Origin of the sequence: Pseudonocardia yuanmonensis, assembly GCF_039542425.1 — a bacterium.
Classification (GTDB): Bacteria; Actinomycetota; Actinomycetes; order Mycobacteriales; family Pseudonocardiaceae; genus Pseudonocardia; species Pseudonocardia yuanmonensis.
The window spans coordinates 1-14203 of sequence record NZ_BAABIC010000025.1 but is presented as its reverse complement, the minus strand read 5'-3'; the positions used below and the strand labels follow the sequence as shown (position 1 = coordinate 14203).

Here is a 14203-nt window from a genome sequence, read left to right as displayed (position 1 = left end):
AGGTCGCTCCCGCACATGCTCCGTGCTACGAAACAGGTGCGGGGCATCTCACTAGGAGGCCAGGAAACCGACATATGTGCGTCGAAGCCAGCGCCCGCGTCAGGCGCGAAGCTGAGAAATCAGGCCGACTGGCACCAGTCGCTACGTTGGCGGCCTTCACAGGGTGAGGTACGCGCCAGTGGGTTGGGAGCCGATCTGGTAGTACTCGACGACGTACGGAGAACGCAGGGATGAACCTCGATGGCCGTGGCAAGCGCGGCCGCTGCTCGGTGCGGGGTCCGAGCAAGGCGTGGGCTGCGGGAGGTCGCCGGCGGCAACGAGTTCACGGATCCGGGTGGAGGAGCATCCGGCGCGACCTACGTGATCGACGGGCTGCTGCGGATCAGATCAGCCTCCCGGCCCGACCCGCCGGCCCGCGGTGTTCACGCGCCCGGGGGGATCGGAGGGGCGTCGTCGGGGACGAGGACGGCTCCGATCTTGCGTGCGAGGAGGTCGGCTGCATTCTGGTAGTCGCCGGTGGCGGGATCGAAGGCAGCCTCTTCGAAGGTCACTTCGACAGCGATGGCCACCTTTTGTGACGGAAGGTAGGCGAAGGCCCCGGTCTGCCCGGCGAACTTGGGGTTCTGCATCACCCAGTTCCCGGTGGAGACGATGCCGAGCCCGTAGGTGTAGTGGGCTGCCTGGGGGAAGCAGGTGGCACATCCGGGGAGGGCTGTGGTCTTACCGATCAGGTCCTTGCTGATCATCGCCTGGTGGGACTCCGGTGACAGGAGCCTGCCGCTGCCGATCCCCACGGCAGTTGCGTTGAGATCCTGGATGGTCGTGCTCTCGATGGCGCCGCGCGTGATGGTCCACGAGGGGTTCCAGTAGGTGGAGTCCTCGTAGAACGGCGTGCCCGGCGGGATGCCGAGGAACTGGCGGCGCTCGGACGTGTAGGTGTGCAGCACCGGCTCGGGGATCGCCGGGGTGCCGGGGTCAGTGGTCTGCGTGAGTCCGAGCGGTCCGAGCACCTTGTCCCGCAGTAACGTCGAGACGGGCTGCCCGGTGATTTTCTCCAGGGCAAGGCCGAGAATCACGTAGTTGGTGTGCGAGTAGTTCCAGTTCGTGCCCGGCGGATACAGCAGCGGATGCTTGGTGCTGATGGCGATGAGTTCCTCGGGCGTGAACGTTCGGAACGGCTCGCCGTACTGCTCGGCGGTCAACTCGGGAGTCGACACGTAGTCCACATAGCCGGAGGTCATCTGGGCGAGCTGTCCGAGGGTGACCTGGTCGGCGTAGGGGACGTCGGGCAGCCACCTCGACACCTTGTCGTCCAGGCTGACCTTCTTCTCGTCGACCAGTTGCAGGAGCAGTGTGGCGACGTAGGAGATCGCAACCGCCCCATTGCGGAAGTGCATGTCGGTCGCGGGCACGCCGGCCATCGACTCGCCGACAGCGCGGGTGACGACCTCCCTGCCGTCGATCGTGACCTGGACGATCACCGCCTTCGCATGGGCGCTCGCCCTGACCGCGTCGACGACCTCCATCACCGCCTCGGCCTGGGTCGAGTCCACGGATGTCGCCGGCGACGCCGGGCCTGCCGGGCCCGTGCACGCCGAACAGAGCGCGATCAGACCGGCGAGCGCGACCAGCCGCGTCCGAACCCACGGCGTCGGGGAGGAGATCGTCATCGTGGCGACACCGCTTTCCACCTGTCCGCGTGAAGACGTCTTCGAGAGCGGACCAGGACGAGCCCGGCTGATCCGTGGCCGGCATGATCGCAAGCTGGCGTTCGGCGGTCAAGAGGCTTGCCATTTCGGCATCCGAAGCACAGCATTGCTCCGGTCGGCGTAACGTCTCGGCTCCCGATCACGAACGGTCGTCTGAGTCCGCCGAGTGGCCAGATACGTCGGCGATCAGGCGGGAAGAGGTACGGCATGCGGTTCGGACGCTTGGCGATCGACAGGTCGACAGCTCGCTCGCGACCCCGAGCGCGTATCCGGAGGGTTCGCGCCAGGACGGCCGTGGTGACCACGGTCTGCGCCGTCTGTGCCCTGACGGCCTGTGGCGCACCGGGCCCGGCGGCTCCGACCGCACCCACGAGCACCTCCGCCGCTGCGCCAGGCCTGCCCTCCTACGCGGTTGCGGCGCAGGAGAAGATCACCGCAGCGATGAAGGCCAACGTGATCCCCGGTGCCGTCGTGCGGATTTCCTCACCGACCCAGGGTGACTGGACTGCGACGTTCGGCACAGGCACGATCGGCCGGGACGACCCGATCACCGTGGACGACCACATCCGTGCCGGCAGCATCACCAAGACCATGACCTCGACCGTCATCCTCCAGCTGGTTCAGGAGGGCAAGCTCTCGCTCGACGACCCCATCGGCAAGTACCGCTCGGGCGTCCCCAACGGGGAGAGGATCACGATCGCTCAGCTCGCCGAGATGCGCAGCGGCCTGTACAGCTACACGTTCGACCCGTCGTTCAACCGGACCCTCGACGACGACCCCGGAAAGGCCTGGACCCCGGACGAGCTGCTGGCCACCGCGTTCACCCACCCGCCGGACGCCGAACCGGGCACGACCTTCGAGTACAGCAACACCAACATCGTCCTGCTCGGTCTGGTGATCGAGCAGCTCACAGGTGAGCCGCTCGAAAAGGCCTTCGCCGAACGCATCCTCACCCCGCTCGGCATGACGCAGACCTCTCTGCCGGTGCGGACAGACGCGACCATCCCCGCCCCGCATCCGCAGGGCTACTCGTTCGGCACGAACGTCTCGACGATGCAGACCTACGCGCTCCCCGCGGACCAGCAGGCCGCGGCGCTCGCCGGCACGTTGCAGCCGAACGAGACCGACGCGAACCCCTCCTGGGCATGGGCGGCGGGCGGCGCGATCTCCACCGTCCCGGACCTGTTCACCTACGTGCAGGCTCTCGTCGGCGGGCGGCTGCTCGACGCGGCGACCCAGAAGGTGCGGATGGACAGCATCCAGCCGACCGACCCGGCACACCCCGACGCCGGCGGCTACGGCATCGGCATCGCCAAGTTCGGCCCGCTGCTCGGGCACGACGGCCAGATCCCCGGGTTCATGACCTTCACCGGCCAGGACCCCGCCACCGGCCTCACCATCACCATCGGGACCAACCTGGCCACCGTCCCGAGTGGTGAGGGCTCGGCGCTGACCCTGCTCAAGGCGATCCTGCCGGTCTTCTACCCGAACCTGCAGGCGCCCCCGGGCAACCCCGCCGCTGTGCCGAACCGGTGAACACTGTTGCCCGAGAGGAGCCACGCACGCACCGCTCCCCGCCACCGTCTGAAGGCTCGGTCTCACCCAGGTCCGCACGTGGGTGATCCACTACCTCGCCGTCCTTCCACACGAGTTCTCGCACTCGATCATCGCCTGGATCCTCGGCATCAAGCCGGTGCCCGGCGAGGCGACATAGCCGACGAACGGGCTGTTCAGTCGCGAGACTCTGACGCCGGCTCCGTCCAGCTGTCAGAGCCGTGACAGCGACCTGCCCGGCCGGCTCCGCGGTTGATCTGCAGGATCAGGCGGCCACGGGGCGGCGACGCGCCGTCGAGCTGCGGAGCTGGTCCGGCACCTGTCGGCCTCGGACCGAGACGTCCGCGAGAACGGCCACAGCGTGCAGTGAGCGGCTTGCCCACACCGACAGTTGCGGTGCCCTCGTTCGGCTGGCACGCCCGCAGCGGCGGCAACCGCAACCCCAGTAGCTCGTCCAATCGGAGCTGACCTGCCGGGCATAGAGATACGGATCGGCCCGGACGGCCTGCAAGGGCTTCCGGCCGATCCAGTACCGGCGCGCCGGTCGCATCAGCCTGCCCGGCACGTCGTCGGCGTTCACGCAGAAATCCCGCTGCGGTCTCCCGGCACGTGGTTCGGGTAGCGCGGCTTCATCGTTCAACCCGGCGTGAGTTCGTGCCCGGTGTCCGACGACGCGGTCTGCGCCGGCACCCCCTGCTCGCGAGGTTGCCGGCCGGGCGGCGGCGGCAATTCGGACACGACGTTCCGCCGCCAGGTGGCGATCAGGACGGCCGGGATGATGATCAATGACGTCCGCCCCATGAAGACCGAAACGGGGTCCGCCTGCTCGAGCGCCGGCAACGCGTACAAGACGAACAACGCCAGCGTGGTCAGGACCAGGACGATCGCGCGCGCCGGCCACAGACGCCCGAAACCCGCCGCGTCCAGTGTTCGGGGCAACGCCTTCCGATGGAGATCCACGATTGCCCACAGCGTCAGGTAGCCTGCCAGACCGTAGATCCACCAACGGCTCCAGCCGGACGCGAGAGCGAAATTGTTGACGTCGCCGCCGGCGGCGAAGGTGCGGAGCGGAACGTAGTCGTAGAAGTTGCCCACGCTGTGCACGATGTACCAGAACAAGAAATACAAGACCCACGGTCGCTCTGCGACAGCCGGCCGTCGCAGGAGCTGCCGGGCGACGAGGTAGAAGAGTCCGTTGCCGATCACCACGCCGGCCATCGCCGTCAAGGCGGCGGCCGTGGTGTGGCCCGCGGCGAGCGCTTGGTCGTAGTCGACGTCCTCGTCGATATTGCCCAGCGTCAGGATGTTGTGGATGCCGGTGCCGCCCCAGTCGATCCGTATCGGGTTGTCCTTGATCCGGTGATCCACGCCATGAACGAATGGGCGTACTCATGCTGGATCACCACGACGTAATGTGTGAGCCAGGCGATCACCAGCGTGGCCGTGACGAGCCACGACACGCGAGCGGTCGAGGAGACAGCCCGGCTCATGCAGTACCCCCGCGAGCTCGACGACGCCGACGCCCGGCGCGAGGGAACTCACGTGCGTCAAGCCGGTGCGGGCCGGGCGTCAGCGCCAGTGGTTCTTGGCGCAACGATGATCACGGTACTGTTCCGGCGCGGATCCGCCGTGTCGGTGTTCCGTTTGTCCCCGATCGTGACGGTTCCGGCGTGCCCTTCGTCACCACGATCGCAGCCGCAACCCGCCGCCTGCTCGACGACCCGTCGTTCCCCCAGCGGTCCCGTCACCTGGCCGCGCGCATCACCAGCGACGCACACAGCACCACTGCCGTTGACCAACCGGTCCGCGCGGCGAACGGGCTAGCGATGTACTGAAGCACCGCAGGGGCGGGGCCCGTTGCAGGGTGTCGACCCTCGTTCATCTCAGATTCGCGCGAAGCGAGATCGTGGTCGCTCTAACAACCGCAGTCGTGCCCGAGGTCAGGCCGGCGAGAACCTGCTCGAGCACAGAGGCCGGGTCCTCGCTGCACCGGTCGACCAGCCGTCGGGTGACCGCCTCCTGCGCCGTCCATTCCTCCCCTCCGTACAGCAGGAGACCGGCCGGGCCCGGCCCCACGACGTCGACGAGCCGCTGCACGTGAACGGGTTCGTACACGATGCCGTGTCGCAGCACGGGGATACCGAACCGCGAGCGCGGCGAGCAGACCCGGACGTCACAGGCCAGGGCCAGGCTGCAGCCCGCCCCGAAGCACGGCCCGTCGATCTCCGCGAAGGTGGCCGAGCGCAGGTCCCGCAGCCGCAGGACGGTGCTCTCAGCGAGTTCCTGGAGCTCGCCGAAGCGCTCCGGGTCCGAGCTCCGCACCCCGTCGAGGTCCGAGCCAGCCGAGAAGCTTCCCCCGGCGCCGCGGAGAACGACGGCAGCGAGGTCGCTCCGGTCGTCCAGTTCCTCGAGAGCACGGTGCAGGTCCCCCCACATCTCGACGGTGAGGGCATTGCGCTTCTCCGGCCTGTTCACGGTGACCCGGGCGACCCGGCTCCGGACCTTCACGTCGATGGCACCGCCCGGACGGCAAGTCCTGTCGCCAACCGCTCGTTCGCTCTCTCGCTGTGGCCCGGTCAATTCTTCACCGCGGGCGGCGCCACTGCCCGGCGGAGGATCTTGCCGCTGGGGCCCTTCGGGAGGGTGTCGACGAACCAGACCAGCCGGGGGCACTTGTAGGCGGCGAGGCGCTCGCGGACGAACTCGATCAGCTCGACCGGGTCGGCCTCTGCTCCGGGCTTGAGCGCTACCGCGGCGCCGATCTCCTCGCCGAGGGCGGCATCCGGCACGCCGATCACAGCGGCTTCGGCGACGGCGGGATGCTGGTAGAGGGCCTCCTCCACCTCGCGCGGATACACGTTGTAGCCGCCGCGAATGATCAAGTCCTTCTTGCGGTCGACGATCGTGTAGTAGCCGTCAGCGTCCCGCGTGGCGATGTCACCGGTGTGGAACCATCCGTCCCGTACGGCCTCGGCGGTGGCGTCGGGCCGGTTCCAGTACCCCTTCATGAGATTCTCGCCCCGCACCACGATCTCGCCTCGCACGCCCGGCCCGACCTCGTTACCGGCGTCGTCGACGACGCGCATCTCGCAGCCGCGTACCGGGAACCCGACGGTGCCGGGCTTCCGCGGACGGTCGGGCTGGTTGAAGGAGGCGACGCACGAGGTCTCCGAGAGTCCGTAGCCCTCGAGGATCAGGCAACCGAACCGCTGCTCGAACTCACGGTGCACTTCGAGGGGCATCGGAGCGCCCCCGACCATGCCAATTCTGAGCGAGTCGAGTCCGGCCTCCGAACTGGACCGGACGACGGCCGCATACATGGTCGGGACGCCCTGGAACACGCTGACCTCGTTCCGGACGATGACCTGGCGTGCCGCATCCGGGTCGAATCTGCTCATCAGCGCCAGGCAGGCCCCTGCACGGAGACTGGCGTTGAGTCCCGCGGTCAGCCCGAAGACGTGGAAGAGCGGCAGCGCGCCGAAGACGACGTCGTCCGTGGTGAGGTGCAGGAGCGACTGCGCCACGATGGCGGCATTCGAGGCGAGGTTCCGATGTGTGAGCTCGGCGCCCTTCGACGGGCCGGTGGTACCCGAGGTGTAGAGGATCACGGCCGTGTCGGAGTCGCTCCGATCCACCGGCGTGAACGAGACGGAAGTATCCCGGAGCGGATCCTCGATCCTGCCTGCGACGACGTCCACCGCAACGGCTCGTGCCGCGGTAGCGATCTCCTCGCCCTCCCCCACGAGGGTGCGAGCGCCCGAGTCGCTGAGGTGATAGGTGAGCTCACTGGCCTTCAGCCGCGGGTTCAATGGCACGACGATCGCGCCCAGACACAGCGCTCCGTAGAAGAAGACCGGGAACTCCGGCCCGTTCGGCAGGGCCAGGGCGACCCGGTCGCCGGCTCCGACGCCGCGATCCTTCAGAACATTCGCCGCATCGGCAGCGGCTGTCGCGAGATTGCTGTAGGTGAGGACCAGGTCATCGTGTCGGAGTGCGGGGCGAGGCCCCCAGCGTTGCGCGCTTCTCGCGAGCGTCTCGGCGAGATTGGTCATGAGTGGGGGACCTTGAACGGGAGCAGGAGGCCGGCGTCGACAACAGCAGTAGTCCCGGTCACGTAACGGGCTTCGTCCGAGGCAAGGTGGAGGACGGCGTTGCTGATGTCCAGTGCTTCGACCCACGGGACCGGCAAGGCGTTCATCGCCATGAAGTTGCGCCGCACCTCGTCCTCGCGACCCTCGATCCGTGGGTCGCCGAGGAACAGGGTTCGCGCCGCATCGTTGTCGATCATCGGCGTGTGGGTGTTCCCGGGATGGACGGAGTTGACCCGGATGCGGTGTGGGGCGAGCTCCACGGCGAGGACGCGCATCAGGCCGATGACGCCGTGCTTCGCTGCCGAGTAGTGCGCGAGTTGCGAGAACGCCGTCAGGCCCGCCACCGAGCTGGTCAGGATCACCGACCCCCCGCGGCCCTGCTCGATCATCCGAGGCACGGCGGCCTTCACCGTCTTCCAGACACCGGTCAAGTTGACGTCGAGCATGTCCTGCCAGACGGTCTCGTCGAGCTCGATCGTGGACCCGAAGCTGGCGATGCCGGCGTTCGCGCAGACGATGTCCACGCCTCCCAGGGCCTCGACTCCTTCTCCGACCGCCCTGGTGAGGGCGCTCAGGTCGCGCACGTCCGCCTGCCGAGCAACGACACGCCGATCGAGAGCCTCGACCTGCCCGACCGTCTCCGCGAGATCGTCCTCGGTCGCGCCCGGGTAGGGCACGGTGTCGATGTCGCGGCAGAGGTCGAGCGCGATGATGTCCGCACCCTCCTCCGCGAGGCGGACGGCGTGCGAGCGACCTTGCCCGCGTGCCGCCCCGGTGATGAGGGCGACCTTGCCTCTGAGTCGTGACACTGGTTCCTGTCCTTCTGCTGTGTGTTCTGCTGCGTGTGTGGGGAAACGGCATGCAGCGCCGTCGAGGGGACCGGCCTCATCCCTTCGCCGACACGGTGTCGTGGTCTGGGCGGGAAGCGTCGACGGATCCGAAGATCTCGCCCAGGAAGGCGCTGATCGCGCCGTGCATCTCGGCCACCCGGGGAACGATCGCGCTCATGTCCAGGACACCGTGGACGAGTCCGTCGAAGCGACGACGAACGACGGGCACGGCAGCGGCCGCGAGGGCGTCGGCGTAGTCCTCTCCCTCGTCGCGCAGCGGGTCGCACTCGACCGTGAGGACCAGCGCGGGTGCCAGATCGGCCAAGGACTCGGCCCGGGGGGGCGCCGCGAGCTGGGTCACCTCGGCGCCCTTCAGGTAGCTGTGCCACATCTGCTCGCCGGCGGCGACGGAGATGAAGGGGCCGTCGACGAACTCCGTCCGGGACGGCGTGGAGGCGTCCGGATCCAGTGCCGGGTAGACCAGGACCTGACCACTCAGACGGATCCCGCTGTCCCGGGCGCGCAGCGCCGTGGCCGCAGCGAGATTGCCGCCGGCGCTGTCGCCCATGATCGCGAGACGCTCGGGATCCCCACCGAACTCCGCGACATGGCTCCTCGCCCACCGAAGCGACTCGAGCACGTCGTCCAGAGCCGCCGGAAACGGATGCTCGGGAGCCAGCCGGTAGTCCACGGACAGGACCATCACGCCGGCCTCGACCGCCACCCGACGACAGAACGCGTCCGCGAGGTCGACCGAACCGGCGACCCATCCCCCGCCGTGGCAGTGCACGACCACGGGAAAGGGGCCCGTTCCCTCCGGCCGGTACAGCCGTCCCGGGGGATACTGGAGGTTCGTCACCCGGGCTTCGGGTCCCGGCTCCTGCAGGACCGCGAGCGAGTCGATCATCGCTCGGCTCTCCTCCAGGGTGCACTGGTCCAAGGGCTTCACCTTCTGCAGGAGCATCGCCCCCAGGGCAAGGGCGACGGACGGGTCGAGCTTCACCATCGGCGGAATCCGCGTCGCCTGGCCGTCGAGCGCGAAGCCGACGTAACCCCGATCGGCGACCTCCGCCGTGATCGCCCGGTAGAGCGGGGCCCCGCCGGCGAAAAGGTAGGTCGCCCGCGGCTTGCCCGGGATGTTCGCCCCCATGTACCAGGAGCTCTTCGCCTTCGGGATGACGGTGTGGCCCAGCAACCCGGTGCACAGGGCACCCCACCTGTACTCCGCCTCGGAGGTGGCCTCGATCGTCCGGGCATCCCGCTCGAGGGCGTGATGGAGGAGCTCGCCCAGGAAGTCGACGTGGTCCTCGATCGCCAGCGGGTTGTTGTACAGCCCGGCGGCACTGAGGGGGCCCGTGATCATGAAGAGGTTGGGGAACCCGGCAGTCTGCAGGCCGAGGTAGGTGTTCGGGCCGTCGACCCACTTCGCGTCGAGCGTCTGCCCGTCACGGCCGACGGGCGCCAGCGCCAGCAGCGGTCCGGTGGCGGCGTCGAAGCCGGTGGCGAGCACGATGGCGTCGAGCTCGTGGAGCCGCTCGGTGGTCCGCAGTCCCTTCTCGACGATGCGCTCGATGGGTGCCGAGCGCACGTCGACCAGGTCGACGTGCTCGAGGTTGAAGGTCTCGTAGTAGTCGGTCTCGAACGGTGGGCGCTTGCTGGCGTACGGGTGGTCGTGGGGCGAGAGGAGATCGGCGGTGGCCGGATCGGCCACCCGCTCCCGGATCCGCTCACGGATGTAGTCGGCTGCCGTGGCGTTGGACTCCTCGTCGAAGAGGAGGTCGTCGAACGTGGACGCGACGAAGCGGAAGCCCCCTTGGGCCCAGTACTCGTCGTAGATCCGCCGGCGCTCCTCGCTGCTCGCCGCCCGCGCGGGTCCCGACGGGGCCGGGTAGGGGGCTCCCAGGAAGGAGTCTCGCGTGCCACGTCGCACCTCGGCGTGGTTCTCCGCGTTCCACCGGCGCTCGGCGGGCTCGACGACGGCATTGCGCAGCGGAGCGGCGAAGTTCGGGGTGCGCTGGAAGACGGTCAGGTGCGCCGCCTGCCGGGCGATCTCCGGAATGAGCTGGATCCCGGTCGACCCGGTGCCGACGACACCGACCCGCATGCCGCGGAAGTCGACCTCATCGTGCGGCCAGCGACTGGTCTGGTAGATCTCGCCCGCGAAGTTCTCGGCGCCCGGGAGCTCCGGCTCCTTCGGAACGGAGAGGTTGCCGACGCACGTGACGACGAACCGGGCCGTGCAGTGGCTGCCGTCGTCCAGCGCGACCGACCATCGCGCGCCGGCCTCGTCCCAGGTCAGCCCCGCGACCTTGGTGCTGAAGCGGAACGACCGCCGAACGTCCAGCCGGTCGGCCACCCACTCCAGGTAGGCCAGGATCTCCGGTTGCGCGGCGAAGCGCTCCGTCCACTCCCACTCCCGCTGCAGATCTGCGGAGAACGAGTAGCTGTAGTGAACCGACTCGAAGTCGCACCGCGCTCCCGGGTAGCGGTTCCACCACCACGTCCCACCCGGCCCGTCCGCCGCCTCGAACCCTTGCACCCGCAGCCCGAGCTGATCACGGAACTTGTGTACTGCGTACAGTCCCGCGAAGCCTGCCCCGATGACCACGACGTCGTGTTCTTGATTCATCGACTCTCCTCAACGAGTGACGTGAACTGCCGCGACGGTAGGAGCAGATCCCCGTGGAGGTCATCGGACACACGGCCGAACCGCAGAGATCGATTTGACCAGTCGGTGCATCCGGGCCGCGCTACAGTCCGACGATGGCGCCCTCGAAGGACGAGCGGGTCCGGCACACGACCCGGCAGCTCGCGCTCGGCCTGCTGCCCGATCTCCCCGCGATAAGCGACAGCATCCTGTCGCGGATCCGCGAGTCGATGCCCGAGCTCGGCAGGCCGGAGGTGCTCGAGCCCGGTCGCGCCGCCTGCGAGGCCAACTGCACTGCCTTGCTGTACGGCCTGGTCCACGGCGCCACGCCGTCGGATCTGGAGCCGGGCGCCGACGTGATCGAGTCCACCCGCGCGCTGGTCCAGCACGGCGTAGCGCACGAGGCCGTGATCCGGACCTACCACCTGGGAACGAGCTTCTGGTCGGACAAGTGGGCCTACGTGGTCGGGCAGCACTGCGCGGATCCCACCCTCGCCGTGGCCGTGCTCAACCATGGGGTGAGGTTTCTGCTCAACTGGCTGGAGGTCGTGGTCGCCCGGCTGACCGCCGAACTGCGGGACGAGACCGAGCGGCTCGCCAGGGAGGGGTCGCTCGCGCGCGTCGCCTTCGTCCGACAGCTGCTCGACGACGACGTCGTCGACATCCAGAGTGCAGGCCGGCGACTCGGCTACGATCTGACCGGGCCGCACACGGCGTTGGTGCTGACCCAGCACGAACCGACCAGCCATGTACACCTAGAAGGTGTGGCACACGAGCTGGTCCGCGGCGTCGGCACCGGCAGGCCTCTGTTCGTCCATGTCGACGCAGCCACCATGTGGTGCTGGGTACCGACACCCCACCCTCGGAAGGCGAGGAACCCTCCGAGCTCCGTCCGGGTGGGGCAAGGCGAACCGGCGAAGGGACTGGCGGGCTTCCGACGCTCGCACCACGAGGCCGGCGAGGCGTTGCGAGTCGCCCGCCTGGCGGGAACGTCCGCGGATCCCGTGACGCGGTTCGGGGACGTGGAGCTCGCGACGCTCTGCAGCAGAGACGTGGCGGCGGTGCACCACTTCCTGGAGAGCAAGCTGGGCGATCTCCTCAGCGACACCGGACATGCGCGGCGACTCGCCGAGACCCTGCGCGTCTACTACCAGTGCAACAGCAACGCTCGCGCGGCCGCGGCCAAGATCGGAGTGCACCACAACACCGTCCGGTACCGCCTCGAACGCACGGCGGCGCTGCTCGGGCACCCAGTCAACGAGGAGCGACTCGCAACGGAGCTCGCACTGCACCTTGCTGCTCGGCTGCAGGTCCCTTTGAAATCGCCGGTGCAGGACGTGCAGTGAGGCCTGCCGAGGATGCGTTGACATCGACGGTGACTCAGGCTCCGCTCGGCTGCGTCCCCTGCGAATGCGCTTGTCCGGATGGACCTGATCAGCCGGCGTACCCTTGCGGAGGATAGGGACCCGCGGCCGCGCGGTGACCTTCACCGTCCCGTCCGGTGACGGGACTACCTCGCCGAGGCCGGGCTGCGGGAGGTCGCGGCCGTGGGCGTCGGCGGGCGATGCCGGCACGTGTTCGGCCGGGATCGACGGCGGCAGACGGTGGAACAGCGGGTGCAGCACCGGGTTCGCACCGCGGCCGCGCCGGTGGCCCACGTGGCCGGCGGCTCCGTCGGCCGACAAGGCGGGGGCCAGCTGCTCCGCGCCGCGTTCGAGTAGGGCGTGCTCGAGGCGCTGCGGTGGTGGCACACCCCCGCATGAATTCGCGACCAGTGTTCTGCTGCGCTCGTCCCTCGTGCCGCCGGATTCGGCTGACCCGGTGGCGGACCTCCGCGGCGCCATCACGCGGTCGAGCGGCGGGGGAGCTGCACCTGGCACAGCCGTATGTGAGCCGCACGATCCGGGCCCTGGAGGCCGAGCTCGGCGCCGACGTCTTCCACCGCACCACTCGCAAAGTCGAGCTGACGCCCGCCGGTGCCGCGCTGCTACCCGACGCACGCGCCCTCCTGAGAAGCGGCGAGGACGCACGAGCGAAGGTGTTGGCGGCGCAGGAGGGCCGCAGCGGACGCATCCGGATCTCGTTCGCGGGGCCAGCGTCGGCTGCACTTCACCACAGCGAACGCCGTGGCCCACCCACCCCTCGACGGCGGACGGATCTGCGAGATCGCTGACGAGGTGCTGCCGGTCCACGTCGTCATGGTCTGGCGGCCGGACGACGATGACCCAGTCCTGCGTCGGGTGCTGCAGACGTCTGGGCCGTCCTTCCCGACACCGCACAGTCGGTGTCGGGTCCGGACATCGGTCACGCTGATCACGGACAGACGCTCGGGACGGCGACTCGACGATCGAGGCCGTTGGCCCGGACAGGTCAGGCGGGTTCGAGCACGAAGTCGTAGACCGCAGTCCAGCCGTTTGCTGTGTGCTCCGTGTGGAGGACGAGCTCGTCCTTGGTCGCGGAGGCGACGTCGGAGTCGAGCCACTCGCCGCCGGCGAAGTAGAGCTGGGTCGTGACCTGGCGGTGGCCGTCCGCGCGCACCATCAGGTGCAGGTGGGCGGGCCGCCAGGGATGCCAGCCGGCGGCGGCGATCATCGCGCCGGTCGGGCCGTCCGTCGGGATCTGGTACGGCGCGGGCTTGATCGTGGTGATCGTGAAGCGGCCCTCGTCGTCGGTGACGATCACGCCGCGCAGGTTGCCGTCGGGGAGGTGCGGAGCGAACCCGGAGTAGTAGCCGTCCGCATCGGCCTGCCAGAAGTCGACCTCGGCGCCGGCCAGCGGGCGGCCGTCGAGGTCGCGGACCTGGCCAGAGAAGACGAGCCGCTCGCCCTGCTCGTCCACGCGCATCGGCAGCGTGGCGACCGGGCCGAGCCGCTGCTGGCCGGGCAGGTAGTACGGGCCCTCGATGGTCCCGGCGCTGCCGTGCTGGGTCCGGGCGGCGACCTTCTCGACCTCGTGCTCCACGAACACGTCGAGGAACAGCGGCCACTCGCCGCCCTCGCCGACGTCCATCAGCCAGCGCTTCACCGCCTGGAACTCGGGGTAGGTCACCTCCTCCTCGCGGACGACCTGGTGGATCGCCTCCAGGGTGCGGCGGACGAGCCGGTCGGCGCGCTCCGTGGAAGTGGCCGCCGCGCCGCGGCGCCCGCTGCTGGCGCGGAAGGCCTCGGAGGCGTTGGCGCCCGAGCCGGCGGCGGTGGGAGAGGGTTGCGTTGCCAGATCAGGGGTGGTGGTCATCAGAGCCGGCCCCTCAGGAAGGAGACGTCGTCGTTGCCGATCAGGTCGGGGACGGTCCAGCCGTCGAGGTCGTACTCGGACAGGCACTGCTCGGCGAGGCCCTTCATCTGCGCGGTGGTGCCCTGGGCCTCGGCGGCG

At 69.1% G+C, this 14203-nt stretch carries 11 protein-coding genes; 4 read left to right on the top strand and 7 right to left on the bottom strand.

What is annotated here, in order from left to right; genetic code table 11:
- Positions 1-422: 422 nt before the first annotated feature.
- Positions 423-1670 (bottom strand): serine hydrolase domain-containing protein, encoded by a 1248-nt coding sequence (locus ABD990_RS28050; RefSeq protein ID WP_345383767.1) that lies wholly within the window; start codon positions 1668-1670, stop codon positions 423-425.
- Between the two features lie 246 nt (positions 1671-1916).
- Here ABD990_RS28050 and ABD990_RS28045 point away from each other — a divergent pair, with 246 nt between their 5' ends.
- A complete protein-coding gene (locus ABD990_RS28045; RefSeq protein ID WP_345383766.1) occupies positions 1917-3245 on the top strand; it encodes a serine hydrolase domain-containing protein in 1329 nt (442 codons plus the stop codon).
- Positions 3246-3899: 654 nt separating this feature from the next.
- Here the strand turns inward: ABD990_RS28045 and ABD990_RS28040 are convergent.
- Entirely contained in the window at positions 3900-4631 is a 732-nt protein-coding gene (locus ABD990_RS28040) for a hypothetical protein (protein ID WP_345383765.1), read from the bottom strand.
- Between the two features lie 302 nt (positions 4632-4933).
- Here ABD990_RS28040 and ABD990_RS28035 point away from each other — a divergent pair, with 302 nt between their 5' ends.
- A complete protein-coding gene (locus ABD990_RS28035) occupies positions 4934-5098 on the top strand; it encodes a hypothetical protein (RefSeq protein ID WP_345383764.1) in 165 nt (54 codons plus the stop codon).
- 43 nt (positions 5099-5141) lie between these two features.
- Here ABD990_RS28035 and ABD990_RS28030 read toward each other — a convergent pair whose 3' ends face one another.
- The 4 genes from ABD990_RS28030 to ABD990_RS28015 form a co-directional block, all read right to left on the bottom strand.
- Positions 5142-5771 carry an enoyl-CoA hydratase/isomerase family protein gene (locus ABD990_RS28030; protein WP_345383763.1) on the bottom strand — a complete coding sequence of 210 codons (630 nt, stop codon included), beginning with the start codon at positions 5769-5771 and terminating at the stop codon, positions 5142-5144.
- A 68-nt stretch (positions 5772-5839) separates the two neighbouring features.
- Complete coding sequence (locus ABD990_RS28025) at positions 5840-7315, bottom strand: long-chain-fatty-acid--CoA ligase (protein ID WP_345383762.1); 1476 nt, start codon at positions 7313-7315, stop codon at positions 5840-5842.
- Positions 7312-8163, bottom strand: a complete 852-nt coding sequence (locus tag ABD990_RS28020) for a mycofactocin-coupled SDR family oxidoreductase (protein WP_345383761.1) — start codon at positions 8161-8163, stop codon at positions 7312-7314. The genes ABD990_RS28025 and ABD990_RS28020 overlap by 4 nt, the downstream gene beginning before the upstream one ends.
- Before the next feature lie 76 nt (positions 8164-8239).
- Positions 8240-10813: a flavin-containing monooxygenase gene (locus ABD990_RS28015; RefSeq protein WP_345383760.1), complete on the bottom strand. Its 2574-nt coding sequence runs from the start codon at positions 10811-10813 to the stop codon at positions 8240-8242.
- Positions 10814-10947: 134 nt separating this feature from the next.
- Here ABD990_RS28015 and ABD990_RS28010 point away from each other — a divergent pair, with 134 nt between their 5' ends.
- Positions 10948-12177, top strand: a complete 1230-nt coding sequence (locus ABD990_RS28010) for a PucR family transcriptional regulator (protein WP_345383759.1) — start codon at positions 10948-10950, stop codon at positions 12175-12177.
- Positions 12178-12395: 218 nt separating this feature from the next.
- Entirely contained in the window at positions 12396-13004 is a 609-nt protein-coding gene (locus ABD990_RS28005) for a LysR family transcriptional regulator (RefSeq protein ID WP_345383758.1), read from the top strand.
- Positions 13005-13201: 197 nt separating this feature from the next.
- Here the strand turns inward: ABD990_RS28005 and catA are convergent, their stop codons facing one another.
- Positions 13202-14065, bottom strand: a complete 864-nt coding sequence (gene catA, locus ABD990_RS28000; RefSeq protein ID WP_345383757.1) for a catechol 1,2-dioxygenase — start codon at positions 14063-14065, stop codon at positions 13202-13204.
- Positions 14066-14203 lie beyond the last annotated feature (138 nt).

Coding starts and splice junctions, on each gene's coding strand:
- ABD990_RS28025 (WP_345383762.1), bottom strand. CDS start 7,315: ATGACCAATCTCGCCGAGACGCTCGCGAGAAGCGCGCAACGCTGGGGG.
- ABD990_RS28005 (WP_345383758.1), top strand. CDS start 12,396: ATGCCGGCACGTGTTCGGCCGGGATCGACGGCGGCAGACGGTGGAACA.
- ABD990_RS28010 (WP_345383759.1), top strand. CDS start 10,948: ATGGCGCCCTCGAAGGACGAGCGGGTCCGGCACACGACCCGGCAGCTC.
- ABD990_RS28045 (WP_345383766.1), top strand. CDS start 1,917: ATGCGGTTCGGACGCTTGGCGATCGACAGGTCGACAGCTCGCTCGCGA.
- ABD990_RS28050 (WP_345383767.1), bottom strand. CDS start 1,670: ATGACGATCTCCTCCCCGACGCCGTGGGTTCGGACGCGGCTGGTCGCG.
- ABD990_RS28015 (WP_345383760.1), bottom strand. CDS start 10,813: ATGAATCAAGAACACGACGTCGTGGTCATCGGGGCAGGCTTCGCGGGA.
- catA (WP_345383757.1), bottom strand. CDS start 14,065: ATGACCACCACCCCTGATCTGGCAACGCAACCCTCTCCCACCGCCGCC.